Below are 25668 nucleotides of genomic sequence, written 5' to 3'. Positions count from 1 at the left end.
AACAATGGAAGGAGGAGAATGTGAATGAAATGGTCGAAGTTGTTCGGAATGGGCGCATTTCTCACATTTTGTGTCGTATCTGTTCTTTTTTTATCTATATTAGGTCAAGATTTAGTTAAAATTGAAAGCGCTTCCGATGAGGCGGTATCAACTTATCAATATCACTTTGTTCTTGTACCAGAGGAACTTGATAATGAATATTGGCAATTGGTGCAAAAGGGAGCTGCTGATGCGGCGGAAGTTCATCGGGTGTATCTTGAATACCTAGGTCCAAAGCAGGCTGATTTGGATGATCACCTGAAAACCATTGATATGGCGATTGCTGGTCATGTGGATGGCATTATGACGCAAGGGCTTGATGCAAAAAGATACAAACCGCTCTTTCAAAAAGCAAGAGAGAAAGGTATAGATGTCGTCACAGTCGATACCGATGCAGAGGGGAGCAAGCGTCAAGTGTATGTCGGAACAGATAACTATTATTCCGGCTTTATCGCCGGACAGGCACTCATCGCCGATACAAAAGGCGAACAGTATGTGGGCATTGTGACGGGACGTCTTGATGCGATTCACCAGAAGCTTCGCGTGAAGGGGTTTCGAGATGCCGTTTCTGGTGAGAAACGCATTCATATTGCTGGAATAGAAGAGTCGGCGATTACGAAATCAGGTGCTTCCGGTGCTGCGTATAAATTGTTAAATGATCATACGCAGCTCACCGCATTTTATGGAACAAGCGCATTAGACGGTGTCGGCATTATTCAAGCAACAGAGCAATATCATTCGTCTAAAGATGTTTATGTGCTCGCATTTGATACTCTGCCTGATACGATTCAAGCGCTGGATGATGGGAAAATTGATGCAGTGGTTGTACAGCACCCTTATGAAATGGGCTATCAAGCGGTTGAATCTCTTGTTCGTTTGCAACAAGGGGATAAACAAGAACCGCTTCAGTACACAGGGACGAGTGTGATTCGGCGAGGAGACCTGCCCCTTCATCAAACGAAAAGACCACAGGGGGTTCAGCCATGAGAAAAATACGAAGTAAATTATTATTGGCATTTTTAATTCTTGTGCTCCTTGGTAATGTGGCCGCTTTTTTTGTGTATTGGAGCAGTTCAAAAATCACATCAGAATATAGCAAGAGCTTTCGTTCCTTTCTCCTGCTGAATGATATTTCGACAGAGGCAAAAACGATGTATGAAAAGGTCAACGCCTTTGCCATCGAAAAGGATCAGGCGTTTGCCAAGGGGTATGCTGAATCAAAACAGAAAATGACATCATATGATCAAGCATTGCTCAAAGATGCAGGGCTTCATGCCGCCATCCCCTCCATTGAAAAATATCAATATATGATGCGGACGCTCATAAACGAAAGTGATGCGACAATGAATCATGTCAAAGAAGGGAAAATCAAAGAATATGCTGCAAGTGTGAAAGAAGTAAGAACCGTGTCCTCTTATATCCAAGAGCAGACAATGACTCTTTTGGATGATGAATTATCTGAGTATCAAGTACTCTACCAATCCCTTCAAAAAAGACATCAAACGTATGCGCTTTTTACTCTATGTCTGTTTACATTATCGATAGGCATCGCATTATGGATGGCCTATATCATTGCGGGCGGAATTTCAAGACCGATCGTTCATCTGTCTCGAAGTGCCAAAGAAGTATCAGAAGGAAATTTTGATGGTCCGAATTTGCATGTGTCATCGAAGGACGAAATCTCTGTGTTAAATCATGCCTTTGAGCGAATGCGGCGAGAGATGAAGGTCATGATTGAAGAGATGAAACAAAAGGCCGCTTTAGATCAGAAAATTAAAGACATGAAGCTGAAAACACTACAAAACCAAATGAATCCACATTTTTTATTTAATACATTAAACATCGTTTCACGTATGGCGTACTTAGAATCAGCTGATGCGACATCGAGATTGATACAATCCGTTTCTACGCTGATGCGGTATTCGCTATCTCCTCTCAGCACATCTGTTACGTTAGAACAAGAAGTGAAAGTGGTAAAAGAATATTTTCATATACAAGAAACAAGATTTTCCGATCGTATTACATGCAAAACGACTATAGATGAGTCGTGTCTATCTGTTCACATTCCGAGCCTTACATTGCAGCCGCTTGTCGAAAATGCCTTTATTCATGGGGTAGAACCAAAAGAGGAGGGGGGGCTTGTAGAGCTCTCTATTGATCGAGATGATGGCTTTGTCATGATTCGGATTCGGGATAATGGACTTGGCATCAGTGATCAAGAGAAAAAGAGATTGCTATCGCAAGAGGAAGAAGATCATCCAGACACACGTAGTAAAGGTCACTCGACAGGAATTGGTCTTCGAAATGTGATGTCGAGGCTGCGTTTGTTTTACGGAGTACAGGATGCCCTTCAAATTGATTCAAAGCCAAACGAAGGGACCACCATTCAATTGACAATACCAATCAAGGAGGAACGAGCATGCTGAACGTGCTGATTGTGGATGATGAAAAAATTGAACGAATGGCGATGCGTAAGTTCATGACCGAATGGCTGCCAGACTGTCATATTGCAGGGGAAGCTGCGAATGGAAAAAAGGCGGTGGAATTGGCGCGGTCTAAGCCAATTGACCTTGTGCTCATGGATATTCAGATGCCAGGCATGGATGGACTCACAGCGATCAAACAGATCAAAGCAAGCTGTCCTCATACTAAATTTATTATGCTGACAGCCTACGATACGTTTGATTATGCCAAGCAAGCCATGCAGGAAGGGGTCAAACAATACCTTGTCAAACCAGCTGATAAAGACGAAACCATTACAGCGATTCGTTCTGTTGCGGCAGAAATTCAGCAGGAGGTCTCCCTGCGGCAGGCGGAGAAAGTCAATCAGCAGTCAAAATGGCTGGAAGCTCATGTGTTGAACGGTCAATCTTATTCCTCCACAGCGTTTGAGCGGCTGTTTCCGGATTTTCAAGCAGGTCTAGTGATCGCTGTTCAGCGGACAGGCGGGGATCAACTCCTGAATCATTTGCAGGAGTCTGCTCTTTTTCAAGCAGTGCCTATCAAAGTGAGCGGTGAGCTGTTTACATGCTTGATTTACAGCCATCAATCACCTGGTCATCTAAAGGCGAATGTACTGCAAGCCATTCGCGCTGCCATGACAAGCGAGCAGCATTCCCCTGTCATTGTTGGCATGGGTCATCCTGTCTCAAATCCACTTCAACTTCAGAAAAGTGCGGCAGAAGCGAAGCTTTCCTATTATCAGCGAAAAAAAGATGACGGTGCGGTTCGTTATGGCTTTTACTATACAGATAGACAACCTTACGTATTGATCAACTTGCCTGAGCTTGCCGATGACATGATGCTTGCACTAGAAGAAGGGAGAAGAGATGATGCTCTTGCTTACTATGATGCCTTCCAATTAGAAGGGGCAACCATTTCTCATGTGAAAGAGCTGCTCATTTTACTCAAATCACGACTTCGTGCAGATGTGCCGATTCTAGCTATCACCACAGAAACAGAATGCCGCCAATGCTGTGAACATTTATTTGATCTGTATGAAGCAAGAACCCAGACGGTGAATGATATAGAACGGTCGAAACGATACATTCAAACACATTTTTGCGAACATATCACGCTGGAGCAAACGGCCGCCTATGTTGATTTAAGCCCGACGTATTTCACCAAACGCTTTAAGGATGAGACAGGTCTGACGTTTAAAGAATATGTGACGACCTGTAGGATGGATAAAATGAAGAAGCTACTGAAAGAGAGTTCGCTTAGTTTAAAAGAAATCACCTATCAAGCAGGATATACTGATCCGAATTACGTCAGTCGTGTGTTTAAAAAAATGGTTGGCTGTTCACCGAAGGAATATCGAAAACAGGTCGTAAAAAAATGAAGAATTTCATAAAAAAGTGAAGAAGTTTGCCTGAAAAAAGGCAAGGATCTGCCAGTATACTTATTTTGATAACGCTTACAAAATAGGGATGGGGGATCCATGATGAAGTTTAAATTAGGCTTTACTTTATTGGCACTCTGTATGCTGGTCGTCTCTGCTTGCAGTTCATCGACGAACTCAGATGCAAAAAAAGAGGGCGGAGCGGAGAAACTAGAAATTTTCTCTTGGTGGACTGGTGCAGGTGAGGAAGACGGGCTGAAGGCACTCATTCAATTGTTTGAAGAGAAAAATAAAGACATTCCAATTGAAAATGCAGCTGTCGCTGGTGGCGCTGGTACGAATGCAAAGGCTGTTCTAACAAGCCGGATGCAAGGAGATGATCCGCCAGCTACTTTCCAAGTACACGGGGGAGCAGAGCTGAATGAGAGCTGGGTAGCCGCAGGTAAAATGGAGCCGCTGGATGACCTTTATGAGAAAGAAGGCTGGAAGGATAAATTTCCAGAATCACTGATTGACCTTGTGAGCAAAGACGGGAAAATCTATTCCGTTCCAGTGAATATTCACAGAGGCAATGTGCTTTGGTATAACAAAAAAGTATTTGAAGATCAGGGCTTAGAACCGCCAACGACGTTTGATGAATTTTTCAAAACAGCCGATGCCTTAAAGAAAAAAGGGATTACTCCACTTGCGCTTGGGGATAAAGAACCTTGGGCAGCGACTCATTTGTTTGAAAGCGTTCTTCTAGGTGTACTAGGTGCAGATGACTATCAAAAACTTTGGGCGGGCGACTTAAAAATGGATGATGCAAAAGTGAAGGAAGCGGCAGACATCTTTGGACGTATGCTCGAATACGTCAACGACGATCATAGCTCGCGTAACTGGCAGGATGCCTCACAGCTCGTGGCAAAAGGGGAAGCTGCAATGAATGTCATGGGCGACTGGGCAAAAGGATACTTTGTGAATGATCTAGATTTGAAGGTGAATAAAGACTTTGGATACGTGGCTACTCCTGGTACGGAGGGCAGCTTTATGGTCATCACGGATACATTCGGACTGCCGAAGGGTGTCAAACAGCCAGAAAACGTGAAAAAATTCTTATCTGTCTTAGGATCTGTGGAAGGACAGGATGCGTTTAATCCGTTGAAAGGGTCAATACCGGCACGTGTGGATGCAGACGTATCAAAATATGATGAATATGGAAAATCGGCAATGAAGGCGTTTAAAGAGTCAAAGCTGGCACCGTCTCTTGCGCATGGCTCTGCTGCTGAAGAAGGTTTTGTCACGAAGGCGAACCAAGCCGTCAATATTTTCGTGACACAAAAAGACAGCAGTCAGTTCGTTTCTTCTTTAAAAGATTCAATGAAATAAAGATGAAAGAGGCGGCCGTTAGGCACCGCCTCTTTTTTAAAAAAGGAGTGTAGCTTCATGCGCATGGACACATCGCCGATCACAAAAACACCAGCAGCAAAAGTGAAACGTGTTCGGAAAAAATGGAATGGAGATCAGCTGCTTGCCCTGCTATTTTTAGCACCGTCAGCTGTTTTATTATTCATTTTTGTTTACGGATTTATTGGCTGGACAGGATATGTTTCATTATCGAACTGGACCTCGCTTGTTCCTGATTTTTCTTTCGCAGGTATGAAAAATTATGTCATGCTGTTTCAAGATTTTCGCTTTCAGTCAGATCTTCGAAACACGGTCTTTTTTACATTATTCTTTATTGGAGCAGTCATTGCTTCTGGACTTGTACTGGCCATTTTACTAGACCAGAAGATCAAGGGAGAATCACTTTTTCGGAATCTCTTTTTCTTTCCGATGGCCCTTTCCTTTGTTGTCACAGGTGTTGTGTGGCAATGGATCCTAAATCCATCTACTGGGGTGAATCTGTTTTTAAAAACACTCGGCATCCAGCCCAAGTGGTACACGGATACGAACATTTTAGCTGGATTTGTCTGGGGAAAAATTGAGTTTGGTGTACCGGCAGCAATGATTGCAGTTGTCATCGCTGCTGTGTGGCAGATGACAGGGTTCTCACTTGCGATGTATTTGGCTGGTCTTAGAGGCATTCCAGAGGAAGTGAGAGAGGCTGCTAGAATGGATGGCGCAACCGAGTGGCAAATCTACTGGAAAATCATTTTCCCGCTGTTAAAACCAATCACAGCGAGCGTCGTCATTATCATGGCACATATTTCTTTAAAGATCTTCGATTTGATTTACTCGATGACAGGACCAGGTGCAAACTTTGTCACCGATGTGCCAGGTGTTTATATGTTTGAAATGACCTTTAGAGGAAACCATTATGCAGGTGGTGCCGCCATTGCGATCGTTATGTTGATTTCTGTTGCGGTCTTTATCGTGCCGTATCTCCTGTCTAGCCGGAAGGGGGCTTCATCATGACCGCAAGAGGATTTGTCCGTCCAGTTCTTTATGCTTTATTAATACTGTGCAGTTTGTTTTTTCTCATGCCTGTTTATGTCATGCTCGTCACAAGCTTAAAGCCATTAGGTGAAGTTACCCTTGAGCGAATGTGGTCGCTTCCATCTACACTTGATTTCTCAAGCTACAAAATCGCTTTTGAAAAGTTATCACCCAATTTAATGAATTCTCTTTATCTAGTCATTCCTGCAACCTTATTGTCAGCTGTATTAGGTGCGATGAATGGCTATGTGCTGTCTAAATGGCGCTTTAAAGGATCAGAAGTGGTGTTTACCTTCATGTTGTTCGGTATGTTTATACCATACCAAAGTATCCTCATTCCACTTATTCAATTTTTACGTGAAATCGGCTTGTATAACTCCATTCCGGGACTTGTGCTTGTCCATGTCGTATATGGCCTGCCAATCACAACACTCATGTTCCGCAATTTTTATGTGAGCATTCCTGATGAAATGATTGAATCAGCGAAGATGGATGGAGCTGGGTTTATCGGGATCTTCAGACATATGATTTTGCCGCTTTCCATCACAGGGTTTGTCGTGGTTGCCATTTGGCAGTTCACAAATGTGTGGAATGAGTTTCTATTTGCGGTCACTATGACCACAGCAGAGAATCAGCCGGTCATGGTTGCACTGCAGAATTTATCAGGCAGTCAAATTGTGCAATGGAATGTTCAAATGGCAGGTGCCATCTTGGCTGCACTGCCGACACTTTTGGTCTATATTCTACTCGGAAAATACTTTGTGAAAGGGCTTCTTGCAGGCTCTGTCAAAGGGTAAATTGATTTTCTTGTTATCGTTTTCATTCGGTGTACTGAAAGGATTGACTTCTCTTTAGATAGCGTCATAATAAAAGTTGAGACTTGCTAGTTTTCATCATGCTAGGCAAGGATTATCAAAGGGTAGCAAAGGGAGGAGTCATCCTGAATGAAGCAGTCACCAATTTTTTTACTGCCTGAATTGAAGGAGAGAATATGGGGAGGTACAGCCTTAAGGGATCAATTTGGCTATGATATTCCTTCTGATCAAACGGGAGAATGCTGGGCAATTTCTGCTCATCCAAACGGACCAAGTGTCGTGCAAGACGGTCCATATAAAGGGAAAACGCTGATCGAACTATGGGACAATCACAGAGAATTGTTTGGGGGAATAGAAGGCGATCGCTTCCCGCTCTTAACCAAAATTTTAGATGCAAACCAAGATTTATCCGTTCAAGTTCATCCAGATGATGATTATGCGGAAAGACATGAAAATGGCGAGCTTGGGAAAACAGAGTGCTGGTATATCATTGACTGCAAAGAAGGCGCAGAAATGATCTATGGTCATAATGCAAGGACGAGAACTGAGCTTGTGACCATGATGAACAGCGGAGATTGGGAAGGCCTTTTGCGGCGAGTGAAAATTAAGCCGGGCGATTTTTATTATGTGCCAAGCGGTACCATTCATGCGCTATGTGAAGGCACACTGGTTCTTGAAACGCAGCAAAGTTCAGATACGACCTATCGGGTGTATGATTATGAACGAAAAGACCAAAATGGCCATGAACGTGAACTTCACTTCACGCAGGCCATTGATGTTACCACGGTTCCTCATGTAGACGGTTATGCAGATGAATCAGTAGAAACTCGTCCAGGGGTGACCATTAGAACATTTGTAGAAGCAGAATATTTTTCTGTGTATAAATGGGAAATTGATCAAAAAGTAGAGCTATCGCAAGATTATCCGTTTTTGCTGTGCAGCGTTATTAATGGGGAAGGGTCCTTAGAGCATAATGGACATACATATCCGCTGCCAAAAGGAGCCCATTTTATCCTGCCGGCTGAAACAGGGAACTTCACCATTGAAGGATCTTGTGAACTGATTGTGTCACATATATAAAGGTAAAGAGGACTTCGAGGGAGCCCTCTCAGCATGTAGACAAACCCTCGCATTCGGTGTCAGTCCTGCGTGCCGGTGCTCACGAATGTCAAATTCGCTCCGCGCCAGTACTCGTCCTTCCTAGAGCTGCAAAGGTTTTCTATCACGCTGAAAAGAAGACAAAGGGGTAAAATAAAGTCATTTTACCCCTTTGTCAATTTTGAGAGGACTTCGGGAGTCCTCTTTTTTTCTATTGCATAAAGGACTTGAAAGAGACTTGTTTTTGTCGATAAAGAGATTAGTAGACTATTATGCAAAGTTAAGAGAGGGACAGGGACCGTGAAAAAAACCATCAAGATTATGTTACTCGCAGCTGCCTTTGGTATGACATTACACACGGGCAAAGAAGTGCAAGCAGCCTCCTATGTCGATCAATCCATTTATACGATTAGCACCTCAAAAGTATTTACAACAGAAGCAGAAGTCAAAAAAGCGGTTGACACGTTGAAAAAGGATAAGAAGTGGACAGCCACGTATCAAACCTCAGGAAATACATCGACTTATCAGCTAACTGCCTCAGGATATGACTCACAAGCAGCAGCGAGTGCAAGTGCCGCTGCATTAAAAAAAGAGTTAGGCATGAGCGGTACGGTGTCTCCAGTAGGTGACCGCCTTCCTTTACAGAAAATCGTATCTGATCCAATCAACGATGAAAGTCAGGCGAAAAAACTGACGCTCGAGCTGACGAAAACATCAGGACTCAATAGCACGTATGAAGCTATCAATCAAAGTAGACCATCATATCAGGTCATATCAGGTGCCATTGATTCTGAAACGAAAGTCAAAAATATTCAAACCGAACTACAAAAACAGGCCGGAGTCACTAGTACATATCAAACCGAAAACAAAGCTGGCACCGTGTATCAGCTGATCTCAGGCAATATTGTCGGACAGAGTAAGGCAAATACCATCCTGCAAGGTTTTCAAAAGGAATCTGGTTTAAAAGCAGTACTCCAAACGGTAGCAGCAGGCAAACCGTATTACATCGTCACATCTGCTGCACAAACGAATCAGTCTAAAGCGCAAACCCTTCTGACCCAGCTGCAAAAAGAAGCGAAAATCAGCGGAAAGATTCAGAAGGCTGGAGCTGTTAAAAATGTATATAGCATGGAATCAGGCTATTTCAAAGACAGTAAGCAAGCAGCCTCAGCTGCGGCTCAGATCAAAAAACAAGCTGGTGCGTCAGGTACTGTGCAGCGAGTAGGGAAAACGAAAAATTATATCGTAAAGCTCAATCAATTAAATGACACAACTTACGCAAAAACAGTTGCTTTTTTCAAGAAAAAGAAATGGCGCTATACGTCTAAAAAGATCTCCTCTACACAGCCATATCAAGTAGTGACTGGGAATCTTTTGGGCGATGATCAAGCGAAAAATGCAACGGCATTTTTCCAAAAGAAAAAAGTATCCGCCACAACGAAAAAAACAGGCAAAGCATCTGATAGCACGTATCGACTTGTCGTGAATCAAGCAACGGATCAGACAAAAGTAAATAAAGGTGCTGCATACTTAAAAGCGCAAAAGGTGACAAGCAGCATCACAACAGGCAAGGGACAAGCCGTCAGTAAAGCATACAGCCTAATGACCGCTCCTGTATATGATCAAAGCAAAGTGAAGCAGGCACAAGAGATCATGAAAAAAAATGGAGTTGCTAGCAGTACAAAAACATTAACAGAAGCTGTTAAGCAATACCGTATTACGACAGAGGCAACTGTGAATCAGACAAAGCTGAATCAAGCCTTAAGCTATTTAACCAAACAAAAAATGAAAGCAGCCGCTCAAAAAACGGGAGCAACTGATTATGGTCAATATCAGATCAAAACAGGGGTTATTTCGACTGCTGCCTTAAGAGATCAAGGCATGACATTCTTCAAAAAAAGAAATGAACCAGCTGCTTATACAACAACGACAAAACCGGCATATAAAATCAACATCACACAGCAGTTTACAGGGTTACCAAATGCGAATGCGGCCATTGCTTTTGTGAAAAGCCAATACGGCTGGACAGCCACAGCGACAAAAATCAAAAATGGTCCAATGGTGATGCAGACGAATTATAACCTCACAGTCAATGAGATGGTAAACAAACAAATGAAGGTGTCGCCGCAGACAGATGGTGCAGCCTACGTCTATGCGACATATGTAGACCCAGCGACGTCCACAGTGAATACAGACGGGCTAAATGTACGTTCTACACCTGATTCAAGTTCGGCTAGCAACATCGTCGCACAGCTGAACAAAGGGACAAAAGTGAAGCAGCTTGGAAAAGAAGGCAACTGGATCAAGATCAGCCTCGGCTGGAGAAATGCGAGTTCAGCAGAAGTATTAAAATATGTAGACCCAGCGAATATCGCGGAGGGCACTCAATCTTATTTTCAATTTCTCAAACTCTCTGAAGCTGCAAATCTCAACCCGACTGAAGTGAATACGAAGATTTTAGCAGGGAAAGGCATTCTTGCCGGAAAAGGACAAGCCTTTATCACAGCAGCGAAAACGTATCATATTAACGAAATCTATCTGATTTCACATGCATTGCTTGAAACAGGCAATGGCAGTTCCATTTTAGCGAACGGTACGAAGTTTAATGATAGAATCGTGTACAACATGTATGGCATTGGTGCATATGACAGTAACCCGAATTACCTCGGTGCAAAGTATGCGTATGAACAGCAATGGTTCACACCAGAGGCAGCCATTATTGGCGGGGCAAAATTCATTGGCAACAGCTACATCAATAATGCCACATACAAACAAGATACCATTTACAAAATGCGTTGGTCTGCGACAGCCACTCACCAATATGCAACAGATATTGGCTGGGCTTCTAAACAGGTCACTCGTATGTATAGTTTGTATAACTTACTTGATAACTATACGCTGTATTATGATATCCCCGTGTATAACAAATAAAAAAACGTCCGTGCTTCTTAATGAGAAGCCGGACGTTTTTTGTGTAAGAGCTGATGTTCAATAAAGGAAAGAAGCTGCTGACTTGATTTCCCTTTTGAATATTGGTTCCATTCCTCAGCAAAGGTTTTCAATAAGTCTTGATTGGCTGATTCGTTTAGCTGCTTAAGCTCCGTTAAGAGCATATCTTGAGTGACGCAAGCTTTTCCTGGAATGATATCTTCATAACGTTCGACTAAGCCGCGTTTTGTGCGATAAGTCTCTAGATCGTAAGTGAAGAACAAAACAGGCTTTCGGAGCAGCGCATATTCAAACACAATGGACGAATAATCTGTAATCAGGACATCGCATACAGAGAGCAATGGAAAGAGCGGCTGATCGGACACATCAAAGATCCACTCACCATCTGTTTCTGCTTTGGCTAAATGTTTCACTGCAGGATGAAGTTTGACGAGCAGAATATAGTCGCCATTCAGCTCACTCTGCAATTGTTCTTTAGAAAAAGGTAAGACAAGACCGTTCATTGCAAAGTCCCGGTAGGTCGGCGCATACAGCAGCACTTTTTTGCCTTTTGGAAAAATACCCGTTTGAAAGGAAATAGGGCGCTCATCATAGTACGCATCTGTGAAGGGGACACCTGTTGGCAAAAAACGATCGTCGTTGACGCCAAATGAAGTTTTGAAAATCTCGCGCATGTGATCTGAGCCAGTAACGATATAATCGAAAGACGCATAGACGCGCTTGAAACGCTGCAGATCACGAGAACTACGGTGATGATTTGAAGCATCTTCAAGACCGAACTTTTTCAAAGCACCATTGGCGTGCCACACTTGAATACAAGTGGTAGAAGGTCTATTTCTTAGCACACTTGTCATCAGAAAATAATTATCTGTGACGACGACTTTGCTTTTCAGCATCGTATAGATACATTGAATGAGATGGATGGGATTTTTTTCATGAAAATAGCGAAATGACACATGAGGCACGTCCTTTTCTATCACGGAAGCATGCTTCGTATAGAGGACAGTGAGCTTCATTGTCATATTCGCCTGTTTTTGATAAGTATCGATGAGAGCAGCTGCATTCTCTTGGAATGAAACAAGCAGCGTCACCTGATTGTCACGAGGTTTCACGCCGCTCATGAGCCATCCAGCAAAAGAAACAAAAGCTGCATAGCATGAGATGATCATTGAGCGTATATTCATCATGTATCAGTCTCTCACAGCTGCTTCGTCTGATCTTTTACTTGCTCAGGATAGTAGCGCTTTTTCCCTTTGTTTTCTTTTAATACGGCAAAAGCGTACTTTGGGATATTCAGCATTCGTTTCCATCTCCACGGATTGACAATGAGTCTGTACAGCCATTCCGTATTTGTTTTAATCATCCAGCGTGGTGCACGCTTCACCGTTCCGCTAAATACATCAAAGCTTCCGCCTAAACCGATGCAAACAGCTTGCGGGAACAAATGACGGTATTCATAAATAAAGTTCTCTTGGTTTGGATAACCTAAAGCAACAAACACCATATCTGCTTTTGAACGAGCAATTTGTTTTGCCACAAACCGTTTATCCGCTTGATAACCATCACAGCTGCCTGCAATCACCACATTCGGATATTCCGTATCAATTCGCTGTTTGACAGCCTCAAGCACTTCTTTTTTCGCACCATATAAAAAAATACTTTTAGATTGCTTGTTTGCGAGATCAAGCATAGACATGAACACATCAAAACCTGCAATTCTTGATTTCAATGGACTTTGCGTCATGCGTGACATCAACACAACGCCTACACCATCCGGCAGTACATAATCCGCAGAAGAAACCACTTGATGATATGCATCATCCTTCATGACAGCATAGCCGATCTCTGGGTTCACTGTCGCAATCATGGCGCCTCTTCTCTGGGAAATATGATGCTGGTTGATATAGCTAATAAATTCATCTAAGTCACCATTTACATAAGAAAGGTTAGAGACCACTTCTGTTTGCATTGTTCAGACCTCCTTTTTCATTTTGTTATCTATGAAACGTTCATTGTAAATTCATTCTTCGCCTACTCATCATTTTATCACAGTTGCTCCATGAAATATTAACAATAACTTTACAATCCTTTAAATTTCGTGACATTTTGATAACTTCATATGGAAGGTGCTTCATAAAACATTGATTTTTCGGACTTTCCGTTCCGCGCCCATTAAATTGGAAATAGTTTGTCTTTACATCTGCTTAACGTTTGTTAGGCGCTGTGATATAATGAGGTTCCGAAGAGCGATAAACACGATCGAAGATAATAGGATTACGGATAAACATTACTGCTTGAAGCAGTCGAATAAGGAATGAAGAAAGGAGTTTATGTTTGCAATGAAGAAAGTTATTACTTACGGTACATTTGATTTATTACACTGGGGGCACATTAAGTTGCTAGAGCGTGCAAAGCAGCTTGGAGATTACTTAGTGGTAGCCATCTCGACAGATGAATTTAATTTACAAAAATCCAAAAAGGCTTATCATAGCTACGAGCATCGAAAGCTGATTTTAGAAACCATTCGTTATGTAGACGAAGTCATTCCAGAAAACAGCTGGGATCAAAAAGTCCGCGATGTACAAGAGCATGACATTGATGTCTTTGTCATGGGAGATGACTGGGAAGGTAAATTCGATTTCTTGAAAGAGCATTGCGAAGTCGTTTACTTGAAGAGAACAGAAGGTATCTCGACAACTCAAATTAAGGAAGAAATTGCGGGACTTTAATAGATCGAAAAAAAGTACTTCTTATCTTTTGGTGAGAAGTGCTTTTTCATGTAAAATACAATGAGCAAGTTATCATGATTTTTAAGGAGAGCTTCCTTTGTTTCAAAATTGGATGAAGAAAAAAGTTGAAGATACATTGGATCAACCTGAACAAAATGAAACGATGACTTTAGTTGAAATTCCTGACATGGACTACTACTTTATTGTAGGTGACGTACCAAATGAGGAAGACGGTTTAACGAAGTCTTTAAAAGCAAGAATAGAGCCATTGGCTGAGAAACATAAACGTACTACGATGTTAACTTTGAATTTCGATGTAAATGTGAAGGAACGTATTCGCCGCTTGGAGGAGACCTTTCATCCTCAAATTGACATCCTGAATGTATTTGAACATTACATTCTGCCAGAGAGCGGAAGTAAAAGGTATTATTCGGAGTTTATTGCGGGTGAAGTCCCTCAATCCATCAATGAAGCAGTTATTCCGGCAGATACATCGGCCATTCAGGTGACGAGATATGAACTGCCTTCTTCCCCAATCTGTATGATTGATCAATATAATGAAGAGCAGCAATTAGTGAAGAGAGAAGAATACAATTGGCAGGGAGCTTTACGCAGAGTTCAAAGCTTTGTTCCTCATACAGGTGCTCTCTATTTAGAAGAATTGATCAAGGACGATGGCAGCATTTTTATGGAGATCACCTATGCCGGTGATGCAAAAAAGAATTCAGTTCGCCACATTAATTGGTATAAAAAAACAGGAATTCAAACATTTACAAAGAAGACGGATATAAAACAACAATGGCTATCCAGCATTCAATTACAAAATGACCGGTTGAAACTGATGGTCACAGAGGACCGGGACCAGGACCGCCACTTGTTTAAAGTAGATCAACCGGAATCAACTTATTATGCTGCTTTTGTGCATGAAGCCCATTATGAGAAAAATCCGCACCATATCTATTCTCAATATGGAGAATTATTTAAACAAATAAGAAAACAGCAAGTGGATGCCGTCTTCTTTGGCGATACTAAGCATAAAGAAGATGTTGAGAAGGTTTTAGGAGAACAAACTTATTTCTACCATGTGCCTTCTGATGAAATGTCAGCTTGGAAAACAGTACTTCATCAGATGCTGGAAAACCGTATACGTAAAGATGAGCTGAGAAAGATCGTGGATCGCACGAAATGGGTGCTGCATGGTCTTAGCTCTGAACACCATGTTCTTCATCTTCAGCTTAAGATGACAGACGAAATGAGCCAAGCGGATCATGTGGAAATTGATTTTGCAGGATATGATCGAGTGAATGGAGCTGAAATCATTTCTCAAACAATTGATGAGAATGATCAAGTCAGTTTCCCAATTGGTCATTTTCAAACAAAGAAAAACATCGAAACCAACCAAACAAAATTTGTGGATTTTTACATCCGCTTTAAAACAGAAGAACTTCAAGAAGTTTTGCAACGTCTAGAAGTAGAGGGAGAGCTCCTTACCAATAAACCATCTTCAATTGATGGTTGGTCGTATCAAACGAAACAGGGGAACTATTCTTGGAAAGTAAAATAATGATACAAATAACGGTAAGATTTTTGAACAGAGGAGATTAACGATTAATGATTGAAGAGGGAATCCATAAGAAGAGTGTCGTTGAAGGTTTAAAAAATCATCATGAAAAATTGGAAATGCTCGTTCGCATCTACGATGACATGCCATTAGCAGATAGAGAATTTTATCTGTTTATGAGGGAAAGGGTCTCAAAACAAGAACTATTCCTCCCGCTTGTTCATCAAGAAGAGAATCTATTCAAATTGGTACTGAGTGAAGCATCGCTTCCGCTTGCGTTAGAGCAAGGCCAGACATACAACTTATATGTCACGGACTATGTGAGCGCAAACAAAGAAGAGGACGAAGACGAGCTTGAAGACTCAGCTTATGATTCTGATTCGGAAGAAGAGGATGAAGACGCAAAAGAAGCGGATACCAGCGCAACTTCCGAAATAGAAGAAAAAACACCATATTACAAACGTCGTTTGAAAATGGAAATTGAAACGCCAGAACTGACATTTTTAGAAAATAAAGAAGCGCTGTTGTATGTTATTCCATATCGTACAGACAAAGGCAATGCTTCATTGAAAATCAAACGGGAGCTCAAAGTTGTGAAATTCCATCACATCGAGCTCAACAAAGAATGCACGCTATTCTTATCTGGGTATGCAGGCGTTCTAAGTGCAGAGCATCCTTATCAGATCAAAGAAGTAAAGCTTCTATTGAAGAAAAATGGTGAGGAACCAGTTGAGCATCGTTTTCCTGTCAAGATGACACATAAAAAAGATGAAGTCATTCAATATCGTGACGACCATAAAACACCACAACTGTATCAATTTTCAGCAGAAGTTCCTTTAGAGGAGTTAACTTATTCTTTAAATAAACGCCTTATATACCGCTTTTATCTAGAATTTATTTGCGACGTTAACGGAGTGGAGGAAACATTAACAACTGCTTCTTTGGTACTTGGAGATCGTTCAAACAAACTCAAAGGGCTTGTTCAAATTCATAAAAGAGACGACGTACCAATTCGTTATGAAGTGTACAGAAAGAAAAAAAGACAAACTCTTGGTATTCAAATTAATGATTACACCATGAAGACACGTGCTAAGTACTACGTGAAAAGCAAGTGGAAGAAATTCAAAAAGCAATTTGGGAAAATCAAAAAAATTCGAAATCGTCTTGTAACAAGAACCTTTAAAACAACCTTTAAGTTGGCGAGTAAGCTGTCCGTCAAAAAGAAAACTGTTGTGTTTGAAAGCTTTAATGGAAAACAATTCAGTTGTAATCCGCGTGCTATTTATGAATATATGAAAGAAAATCACCCTGAATATACGCTGATCTGGAGTGTTAAAAAAGGGCACGAAGCACCATTTAAAGAAAAGGGCATCTACTATATCAATCGTCTGTCATTGAAATGGATTTTTGCAATGGCAAGAGCCGAGTATTGGGTCGTAAACAGCCGTTTGCCGTTATGGATTCCAAAACCAGAACACACCACATACTTACAAACATGGCATGGCACGCCGTTAAAACGACTGGCGATGGACATGGACGAAGTGCATATGCCTGGAACAAACACGAAGAAGTACAAAAAGAATTTCACGAAAGAAGCATCGAATTGGGATTATCTGATTTCTCCTAATGCGTACTCGACCGAAATTTTTACCCGTGCGTTCCAATTCCAAAAGACCATGATTGAGTCAGGATATCCGAGAAATGATTTCCTTCACAATCAAAACAATGAAGAAACAATGAGAGCGCTCAAACAAAAAATGAACCTGCCGCTTGATAAAAAATTGATTTTATATGCACCGACATGGAGAGACGATCAATTTTATAAAAAAGGGCAGTACAAATTTGATTTAGACCTTGATCTGCATGAGCTACGAGCATCTATCGGAGAAGAATATATCATCATCCTTCGTATGCACTATTTAGTAGCGGAAAACTTTGATCTCGGACCATATGAAGGCTTTGCCTATGACTTCTCTCATTACGAAGACATTCGAGACCTTTATATGATTTCCGACCTACTCATTACAGATTACTCTTCCGTGTTCTTTGATTATGCAAACCTTAAACGTCCGATGCTGTTCTATGTACCAGACATCGAAACATATCGTGACAAACTGAGAGGCTTCTATTTTGACTTTGAACAAGAAGCACCAGGACCACTTGTAAAAGAAACATCACGCGTGATTGAATGGGTAAGAGAAACAGAACAGCCGACATTTACATTACCACCTTCATTTACGCCGTTTTATGAAAAATTCTGCTACCTAGAGAGCGGAGAGTCATCGAAGCGTGTGGTGGAAGTCTTTATCAAGAAAGAGCAATAACATGAAAAGCTGTCGAGATTATAGGATCAATCCTATAGCTCGACAGCTTTTTTAATTTTCTTCATTTGTTAATTTTTGGTATAAGGCTTCGCGATAGCTTTTATGTTGGTAGAAGAAATCATTCATTCTTTCTTTGTGAGCATCTTCCATTTGGAAATCGTTTTTCACTATGTTAGAGATTTCTTTAATAACTGAAGAGCTATTTGTAACAAGCTTACCGAAGCTGTCTTTTAGATCCATATCTAATTTGTTATATAAGTGGTTTCCACAAATAAACTCTGCATAATCGGGTATAAAGAACAAAACGGCTCTATTCAAAAATGCAAAATCAAATACAAATGATGAGAAGTCAGTAATGAATAATTTATAATCACTAAGATTTATATCTTTGGTAACAAAATTAATTCTTGGATGATCTGCTTTGAATTCATTTATAACAGAATTAAAAATAGGATGTAACTTTAATTCAAAATATAAATCCTCTTTTTCAAGTAAATCAGTAAATTCTTTTGAAGAAATCAAATGGTTTATCTCGTTATAATAAGAAGAATTTTTAAAAGCTTCTTCTTTTATAGCCCACTCTCCACCTTTAGAGGAATTAACTAGTGAGACTCTCCAAGAAGGTGCAAAAATAATTTTATTGCTGGTAGGTGTGTGACTTTTGACAAAATCAAAGCGTGCCATTCCAGTTTCAATTATGTTTTCTGGTCTGTAGTTGTAATTCTCAATTAAATTCTGTTTTTCGAAATTACTGGAGACTACAAATTTATCTATTTTATTCTTTTCACTAGAGTATATCCAAGGCGTGTGCGCATGTAGGATCCCATGCTGTAAGTAAATTAACTCAAAGTCTAAACGGTCATTAATAAATTTCATTCTTTTTTCAGAAAATGCACTATATTCTTGTACAGTCCTAAATGAGGTCAAAATCTTAGTAGCATTTAGAAATAGATATTTATGCTGTCGAGACCTGAATTTAATCACATGTTTCCTTTCTTCTTGATTAAACATGTTTTCTAGATCAATGCTATCACCATCGTAAATATAATATCTTTTTACACCGTCTTTTTTGTGGAAATCATGTTTAAACTGATAATATCCATTATCTATAATGTTCTTTCTATCATTATATAGCCAGATGTCTTTTCTTTTTTTGTTTATTAGCTTTCTAGCTAAAAATAGCTTTTTGTCATGCTTTCTGACTATTTTATCAAATTCTTTTGTATATGAATCTGCCTCACCTTTAGTATCTTTTTCGACAATGATTTTTTGTTGTTTAGGTAAAAATTTTAAACCATAGCCATTTTTGAATGCCTTATGTTTCATAAAGCTCTGAAATACAACGTCATTGATAAAATAGAAAGAAACGGGATAATCGTAGTTTTTATAATTGATATTGAACTTTAAATGTAATGTTTGCTCATCAAGTTCCTTTTTCCAACTAAATCTATAAAAGTTATTTGTTTTCATTCTTGTTTTGTAATAGCTATGATTAGACAAAGAGAGTCTAGGTGCAAAAGATTGTCCGTTAACATCAATCTGTAAATTTAAATCTAAGAACTCATTAAGTGGACTTTTAATAAAACCAGCTACTAATAATTGATTACCTTTAATAGTAAATTGGGTCATGACTATTTCAATTCGTTGCTGTTTAAACAGCAGTTCATTATTGCGATAAATATAGATACCTTGTGAATCGTATTTTATCGTAGGTTTAGGTTGTTTCAAACTTAGTAAAGATGCTTTATGATATATATCAATAAAATCGTGATTTAAAATGATTTTATCCTCAAGTTTTTCTATGATATTAAACATGCGTTTTTTCCAACTTGAAAATTCATCTTGATCGAGATGAAATGGTATTAAAGATTTTGACTTAAATCTCCAATTCAATTCGTATAAAATCATACTTTGGACATAAGGATGAACATTATTATGATAAGAGTATGAATCCATCATTTTTTCAAAGTACAAGAGAAGCATATTGTATGAGTGTACGGGACTTCTATACTTCATTACTGTTGAAGATTGGTGAGTTCGGTATATATATTTTCCGTTTGAACAAATTCCAATTCTTCCTGTTCTCATGATGTAGGCTGTATTAAAAGTTGCATCTTCAGCATACGCGAGATCTGTGTCAAAATAAATACGTTCATTAGCGGGTAAATTCTTCACACAAACGTTGATTGTTGTTTGATTTATATTTGGATAAACAGATACATCATAAACGCCAGTTGTTGAATAGTTCTTGGTCCTAGGATGATCTTTTACTTTTCCGTTGACTAAAGAATAGAGAGGGTATGCAACAATGGAAACTTCACCTTCAACTTGATTAAAGTAGTTAAATAATTCATGAATTGTATTACGTCCAATTAAATCGTCTGAATCTAAGAAAAGAATATATTTGCCTGTTGCTTGTTTTAATCCAAAGTTTCTAGCTGCTGAAACGCCAAGGTTTTCTTGTGAATAAATTTCCATGTTCTTGTATTGTTTAACATATTCGCTGCAAATTTCAAAACTGCCGTCAGTTGAACCATCATCCACAAAAATGACTTGTATTTTTGTGAAATCATGTGTCTGTTTCATAATTGATTTAATGGTATCTTCTACATAATCCTCTGAATTAAACAAAGGAATAATAATAGTCATATCGTAGTTAAAGTTCATTTTCTTCCTCACTTTTGAATTAATAAATGGACAAATCAATTTTATTGAATTTTGAGTAGATATTATCTTAAAAGTGATGAATATCCTATAAATAGATTACAACAAATTAGAATAAATGAACAGATCATTAGTATTGTAGGATTTAAATCAAGTAACTTTATTACTTATACATTTAGGAAAAAACGTTTCAAGGGTTTGTTAATCAGTGAAATCTTCATCAACTTCTGTTACAATTATGAGCGGTGCTTTTAAAAAAAGTAATTCCAAAAACTTATATCTAAGGAAGATTAGAATGAACGCAATGTTGACGATATTGAAGGAGCAAATCAGTTCATTTCCGCTGATTATGCGACTTGCTGTTTATGAAACAAAATCAAAATATCAGATGAATTATTTAGGTGTTTTATGGCAGTTTTTAAATCCATTGATTCAAATGCTGGCTTACTGGTTTGTTTTTGGTTTAGGCATTCGTGGAGGACAGCCAATTGTCATTGGAGGCATGGAGATTCCATTTATCATCTGGATGCTTGCTGGATTAATACCGTGGTTCTTCATTAGTCCGACGATCCTTGATGGATCAAACAGTGTGTTTAAACGCATTAATATGGTATCGAAGATGAATTTTCCGATTAGTGCGCTACCGTCTGTGGTCATTATGTCCAACTTATTCAGCTATTTTGTCATGATGGGTGTCTATCTCATTGTGCTTATTTCTTATGGCATATATCCTGACGCGCATTGGCTACAATATATTTACTACCTTATATGTATGATCGCATTTATGTTTTCGTTTAGTTTGTTTAACTCAACAATTAGTGTACTCGTAAGAGACTATCAATTTCTTTTACAATCAGTGACACGTTTACTTTTCTTTTTGCTACCAATTTTTTGGAATATCTCAGAGAAGCTCACTGGAGACAAAGCATGGATAGGAGATATTTTAAGACTGAATCCTCTTTTCTACATTATTGATGGTTTCAGAAATAGTTTGTTAAAGGGAGAATGGTTCTTCCATGATATCAAATATACACTTTATTTCTGGCTGATTACGCTGCTTCTTTTAACAGTCGGTTCATTGCTGCATATGAAATTTAGGGATAAATTTGTCGATTTTCTTTAAAAAGTAAGGAGATTATACGATGAAACTAAAGGTTTCGTTTCGAAACGTATCCAAGCAATACGTCTTATATAAAAAACAGTCGGACAAGATCAAAGGGCTGTTTTTACCTAATAAAAATGAAAAAGGCTTCTTTGCCGTTCGTGATGTGTCTTTTGATGTCTATGAGGGAGAAACGATTGGTTTTGTAGGGATCAACGGGTCTGGAAAATCCACGATGTCGAACCTCTTAGCGAAAATCATTCCACCGACAAGTGGTGAGATTGATATGGACGGTCAGCCTTCGTTAATTGCTATTGCGGCAGGGCTGAACAATCAGTTGAGCGGTAAAGACAACATTCGTTTAAAATGCTTAATGATGGGCCTGACAAATAAGGAAATTGATGATCTTTATGAAAAAATCGTAGAGTTTGCGGATATTGGAGACTTTATAGATCAGCCTGTAAAGAGCTATTCAAGTGGAATGAAATCCCGTCTTGGTTTTGCTATTTCAGCACATATAGATCCAGATATCCTTATTATTGATGAGGCATTGTCTGTAGGAGACCAAACCTTCTATCAAAAATGTGTGGATCGTATCACCGAATTCAAAGAACAAGGAAAGACGATCTTTTTTGTCAGTCACTCCATTAGTCAAATCCAAAAAATCTGTGATCGTGTTGCCTGGATGCATTATGGTGAACTTCGTATGTTTGATGATACGAAAAAGGTTGTGAAAGAGTATAAGGAGTTTGTTGATTGGTTTAACAAGCTTTCCAAGAAAGAGAAACAAAAATATCAATCAGAACAGAAGGAAGGTCGAAAAGGCCTACAAACGACAGAGAAGGTCACGAGGTATAATGACACTGGAAAACGACGTTCCCTTTTCGGACCGGCGTTTCAAGTCACCATAATAGCTGTTTTAACCATCTTACTTGCCCTTTCTATGTTTTCGGATCGTCCGCTGCGTACACTGGCGACATTTGGTGCAATTCCCTCAGGTAAAACAGAGGCGCCCCAGTCAACGAACCATGAGACGAAAGGTGCCTCTGATGATATGAAAAAGATTGATCAACAGGCCATAGTTAAGGAAGATCCAATGACGGTTTATACAGACAGGGCCATGAAAAAAAAGGCAGACATCACATTATCGTTTGGACAAGAAGTAAAGGCTGTGGCTAAAAATAAAAAAGCCGTTCAAATCAAAATAGCATCAGAGACATATTATGTGCAACCTGATGCGCTACAAAACGCAGATGAATTGAAACCATTATCCATCGGACCAGCACAGTTCAATTCCTACGTATCACCCGCATCTGCGGGTTCGTATGAGTACTTACTTTCTTTCCTTGGAAAAGAAGAGTCTGTGCTGAAGCAAAGAATGCAAACACTTAGCTCGATCAAAAGTGAGCAAGGCGATATTATTGAGCGCCTGACCACTGAGAAAACCGATTATGTGATTCAAAATGGTCAGGCGAATACGGTGGTGTTCCGCGGAATCATGCCTATCTCTCCTTCAACACTTGGACTGACAGCACAGAATGTCTGGATGAATGAGAAACAAACGAAGTTCGCAGTAAAAGGCGAAAATCATCTATTTGTTATCGATAATGAACAGCATACGCTGACTGTTTCAGCGAGCAAATAAAAAGCTGCCGATGCCGGCAGCTTTTTTTAATTCACTTCTTCTTTTTCAAGTAGCTGTTTCATAAATGGAATGAGTTTTTTCTTTAGCTCTTCATCTTGTAGGGCAAACTCTAGCGTCGTTTCGATGAACCCTTGCTTCTCTCCGACATCATATCGTTTTCCTTCAAAATCATAGGCAAATACACGCTGGATGTCATTGAGCTTTTGGATGGCATCTGTCAGCTGAATTTCTCCGCCTGCACCAATTTCTTGTTGATCAAGGTACATAAAGATCTCTGGCGTGAAAATGTAGCGCCCTAAAATGGCTAAATTGGATGGTGCGGTTCCTTGCGGTGGCTTTTCAACAAAGTTTTTCACTTGGTAGCGGCGGCCTTCTTGGGTAAGAGGATCAATAATCCCGTAGCGATGCGTATCGCTGTCCGCTACCTGCTGAACACCAATTACAGATGAAAGGGTTTTTTCATATTCATCCATCAGCTGGCGAAGTCCAGGTGTTTCGGCTTGGACAATATCATCACCTAATAAAACAGCAAAGGGTTCATCACCGATAAAGTTGCGTGCACACCAAACGGCATGTCCGAGTCCTTTAGGTTCCTTTTGGCGGATGTAATGAATATCAGCAATATTAGAGGATTTTCTCACTTTTTCTAAAAGTTCACTTTTTCCTTTTTCTTCAAGGTTGCGCTCCAGCTCTGGCGCAAAATCAAAATGATCCTCAATGGCTCTTTTCCCTTTTCCAGTGACAATAATAATGTCTTCAATTCCTGACTCAACAGCTTCTTCAATAATATATTGAATGGTTGGTTTATCAACGATTGGTAGCATTTCTTTAGGCATAGCCTTTGTGGCAGGGAGGAAACGTGTCCCGAGACCTGCAGCTGGTATAATGGCTTTACGTACTTTTTTCAATGAACTTTGCACCTTCCTTACATATAGAAAAAAATGATGTGACATGACCTTCATTTTTCATCTTTCATAAAGTGTAACTTACAAATGATAGAAATGACAAATGATTTACGAGAAAGATTTAAAACCAATTGTAAAGAACTTGTGTAAATATTCATGTTGAAAAGAGTAAAGGTGATGTAAAGATTAAGAATAGAATGATTAGGATTCGTTCTTATTCTTTTGTATAATGAACAACATACAATAATTGAGAAGAAAAGAGGCATCGACTATTGAGAACATTACATGTAATGACTGTATTCGGGACGAGGCCTGAAGCGATTAAAATGGCACCCCTTGTCCTTGAGCTAAAAAAACATCCACAAATTAAATCTTCAGTTACTGTGACGGCTCAACATCGACAAATGCTTGATCAAGTGCTGAAAGCTTTTGATATTAAGCCCGATCACGATTTGAATATTATGAAAGAACGCCAGACATTATCTGAAATCACATCGAATGCACTGTTGAAATTAGATCAATTATTCAAAGAGGAAAAACCTGATATTGTGCTTGTTCATGGAGACACAACGACAACCTTTGCAGGAAGTTTGGCTGCGTTTTATCACCAAATTTCAGTAGGTCATGTTGAAGCGGGGTTAAGAACACATAATAAATACTCACCGTTTCCAGAAGAATTGAACCGTCAAATGACAGGAAATATAGCCGATATTCATTTTGCGCCGACACATGAGGCAAAGCAGAATCTTTTAGTTGAAAATAAAAAAGAAGAGACCATCTTTGTAACAGGAAATACAGCAATTGATGCATTGCAAACAACGGTTACAGAGCAGTATCAACACCCTATTTTAGAGAAAATAGGCACAGATAAAATGATCTTATTAACGGCTCATCGCAGAGAAAATCTTGGTCAGCCGATGAAGAACATGTTTAGAGCGATTCGCCGTGTTGTCGAAGAATTTGAAGATGTTCAAGTCGTATACCCTGTCCATCTAAATCCTGCTGTTCGTGATGCGGCACAGACTGAATTCAGTGATCTTGATCGTGTGCACTTAATTGAGCCGCTTGAAGTAGTTGATTTCCATAACTTTGCTGCTGCCTCACACTTTATTTTAACGGATTCAGGCGGTGTGCAGGAGGAAGCTCCCTCTTTAGGAAAGCCAGTATTAGTGCTGCGTGATACAACAGAACGTCCTGAAGGCGTGAAAGCTGGTACGCTTAAGCTTGCAGGAACCGATGAAGAAACCATTTATCAGATGGCAAAAGAGCTGTTAGAAGACAAGCAAGAGTATGATAACATGTCGAAGGCTTCTAACCCATATGGTGATGGACAAGCATCGAAACGAATTGTTGAAATGCTTCTTTATCACTATGGATTAACGGATGTCAGGCCGCAGTCATTTTGAAAATGACCATTCATATGTTAGAAAAATTTGTCGATACATGTTACAAATTCTAAATCAATAATTAAAAAAATATAAAAATGTGGTATTATAATGGCATATATTAAGATATGAATGGTTTTTTTGTAATATATTTTACAATCTATTCGTGTTGAAATATTGCCATTTTTTATTT

Annotated in this window: 18 protein-coding genes; 14 read left to right on the top strand and 4 right to left on the bottom strand. The window is 39.6% G+C overall.

Features of this window, described 5'->3' with window-relative positions; all coding sequences use genetic code 11:
* The first annotated feature begins 24 nt into the window (after window positions 1-24).
* The 8 genes from AC0VYC_RS16670 (at window position 25) to AC0VYC_RS16635 (ending at window position 11142) form a co-directional block, all read left to right on the top strand.
* Window positions 25-1026, top strand: coding sequence for a sugar-binding protein (locus tag AC0VYC_RS16670; RefSeq protein ID WP_024719271.1), 1002 nt, complete (start codon window positions 25-27; stop codon window positions 1024-1026).
* Entirely contained in the window at window positions 1023-2465 is a 1443-nt protein-coding gene (locus AC0VYC_RS16665; protein WP_160757760.1) for a sensor histidine kinase, read from the top strand. The genes AC0VYC_RS16670 and AC0VYC_RS16665 overlap by 4 nt, the downstream gene beginning before the upstream one ends.
* Window positions 2459-3880 (top strand): response regulator transcription factor, encoded by a 1422-nt coding sequence (locus tag AC0VYC_RS16660; RefSeq protein ID WP_475388874.1) that lies wholly within the window; start codon window positions 2459-2461, stop codon window positions 3878-3880. Before AC0VYC_RS16665 ends, AC0VYC_RS16660 begins: the two co-directional genes overlap by 7 nt.
* A gap of 99 nt (window positions 3881-3979) precedes the next feature.
* Window positions 3980-5248, top strand: coding sequence for an ABC transporter substrate-binding protein (locus AC0VYC_RS16655; protein WP_035389707.1), 1269 nt, complete (start codon window positions 3980-3982; stop codon window positions 5246-5248).
* A 57-nt stretch (window positions 5249-5305) separates the two neighbouring features.
* Window positions 5306-6277, top strand: a complete 972-nt coding sequence (locus tag AC0VYC_RS16650) for a carbohydrate ABC transporter permease (RefSeq protein WP_024719268.1) — start codon at window positions 5306-5308, stop codon at window positions 6275-6277.
* Window positions 6274-7095: a carbohydrate ABC transporter permease gene (locus AC0VYC_RS16645; protein WP_008343219.1), complete on the top strand. Its 822-nt coding sequence runs from the start codon at window positions 6274-6276 to the stop codon at window positions 7093-7095. Before AC0VYC_RS16650 ends, AC0VYC_RS16645 begins: the two co-directional genes overlap by 4 nt.
* A gap of 147 nt (window positions 7096-7242) precedes the next feature.
* Window positions 7243-8193, top strand: coding sequence for a mannose-6-phosphate isomerase, class I (gene manA / locus AC0VYC_RS16640; protein WP_007499909.1), 951 nt, complete (start codon window positions 7243-7245; stop codon window positions 8191-8193).
* A gap of 318 nt (window positions 8194-8511) precedes the next feature.
* Window positions 8512-11142: an N-acetylglucosaminidase gene (locus tag AC0VYC_RS16635; RefSeq protein ID WP_475388871.1), complete on the top strand. Its 2631-nt coding sequence runs from the start codon at window positions 8512-8514 to the stop codon at window positions 11140-11142.
* A gap of 17 nt (window positions 11143-11159) precedes the next feature.
* Here the strand turns inward: AC0VYC_RS16635 and AC0VYC_RS16630 are convergent, their stop codons facing one another.
* Together AC0VYC_RS16630 and AC0VYC_RS16625 are read right to left on the bottom strand one after the other, a co-directional pair.
* The gene (locus AC0VYC_RS16630; protein ID WP_138279077.1) at window positions 11160-12347 is read right to left on the bottom strand and encodes a CDP-glycerol glycerophosphotransferase family protein; all 1188 of its coding nucleotides are present in this window, start codon (window positions 12345-12347) and stop codon (window positions 11160-11162) included.
* A gap of 11 nt (window positions 12348-12358) precedes the next feature.
* On the bottom strand, window positions 12359-13129 hold the full coding sequence (locus AC0VYC_RS16625; protein ID WP_024719265.1) for a WecB/TagA/CpsF family glycosyltransferase: 771 nt from the start codon (window positions 13127-13129) through the stop codon (window positions 12359-12361).
* 370 nt (window positions 13130-13499) lie between these two features.
* Between AC0VYC_RS16625 and tagD the strand changes: the two genes are divergently transcribed.
* The 3 genes from tagD (at window position 13500) to AC0VYC_RS16610 (ending at window position 17774) form a co-directional block, all read left to right on the top strand.
* Window positions 13500-13889: a glycerol-3-phosphate cytidylyltransferase gene (tagD, locus tag AC0VYC_RS16620; protein WP_008343212.1), complete on the top strand. Its 390-nt coding sequence runs from the start codon at window positions 13500-13502 to the stop codon at window positions 13887-13889.
* A 97-nt stretch (window positions 13890-13986) separates the two neighbouring features.
* Window positions 13987-15453 (top strand): alpha-glucosyltransferase N-terminal domain-containing protein, encoded by a 1467-nt coding sequence (locus AC0VYC_RS16615; protein WP_427243596.1) that lies wholly within the window; start codon window positions 13987-13989, stop codon window positions 15451-15453.
* 47 nt (window positions 15454-15500) lie between these two features.
* Complete coding sequence (locus AC0VYC_RS16610; protein ID WP_475388868.1) at window positions 15501-17774, top strand: CDP-glycerol glycerophosphotransferase family protein; 2274 nt, start codon at window positions 15501-15503, stop codon at window positions 17772-17774.
* Window positions 17775-17825: 51 nt separating this feature from the next.
* Here the strand turns inward: AC0VYC_RS16610 and AC0VYC_RS16605 are convergent, their stop codons facing one another.
* Window positions 17826-20441 carry a bifunctional glycosyltransferase/CDP-glycerol:glycerophosphate glycerophosphotransferase gene (locus tag AC0VYC_RS16605; RefSeq protein WP_135009620.1) on the bottom strand — a complete coding sequence of 872 codons (2616 nt, stop codon included), beginning with the start codon at window positions 20439-20441 and terminating at the stop codon, window positions 17826-17828.
* Window positions 20442-20733: 292 nt separating this feature from the next.
* Here AC0VYC_RS16605 and AC0VYC_RS16600 point away from each other — a divergent pair, with 292 nt between their 5' ends.
* Both AC0VYC_RS16600 and tagH read left to right on the top strand, forming a co-directional pair.
* The gene (locus AC0VYC_RS16600) at window positions 20734-21561 is read left to right on the top strand and encodes an ABC transporter permease (RefSeq protein WP_335350819.1); all 828 of its coding nucleotides are present in this window, start codon (window positions 20734-20736) and stop codon (window positions 21559-21561) included.
* Window positions 21562-21580: 19 nt separating this feature from the next.
* Window positions 21581-23185 carry a teichoic acids export ABC transporter ATP-binding subunit TagH gene (gene tagH / locus AC0VYC_RS16595; protein WP_475388866.1) on the top strand — a complete coding sequence of 535 codons (1605 nt, stop codon included), beginning with the start codon at window positions 21581-21583 and terminating at the stop codon, window positions 23183-23185.
* A gap of 26 nt (window positions 23186-23211) precedes the next feature.
* On the opposite strand, the gene galU is transcribed toward tagH, so the two are convergent.
* Window positions 23212-24093, bottom strand: coding sequence for a UTP--glucose-1-phosphate uridylyltransferase GalU (gene galU, locus AC0VYC_RS16590; protein WP_008343198.1), 882 nt, complete (start codon window positions 24091-24093; stop codon window positions 23212-23214).
* Window positions 24094-24362: 269 nt separating this feature from the next.
* On the opposite strand from galU, the gene wecB reads away from it, so the two are divergent.
* Complete coding sequence (wecB, locus tag AC0VYC_RS16585; RefSeq protein ID WP_335350821.1) at window positions 24363-25496, top strand: non-hydrolyzing UDP-N-acetylglucosamine 2-epimerase; 1134 nt, start codon at window positions 24363-24365, stop codon at window positions 25494-25496.
* Window positions 25497-25668: the final 172 nt, after the last annotated feature.

It is taken from the genome of Bacillus sp. iso_77 (assembly GCF_056173625.1).
Note: the sequence above shows the minus strand (reverse complement) of the source record. Positions and strands in the feature narration are given on the sequence as shown.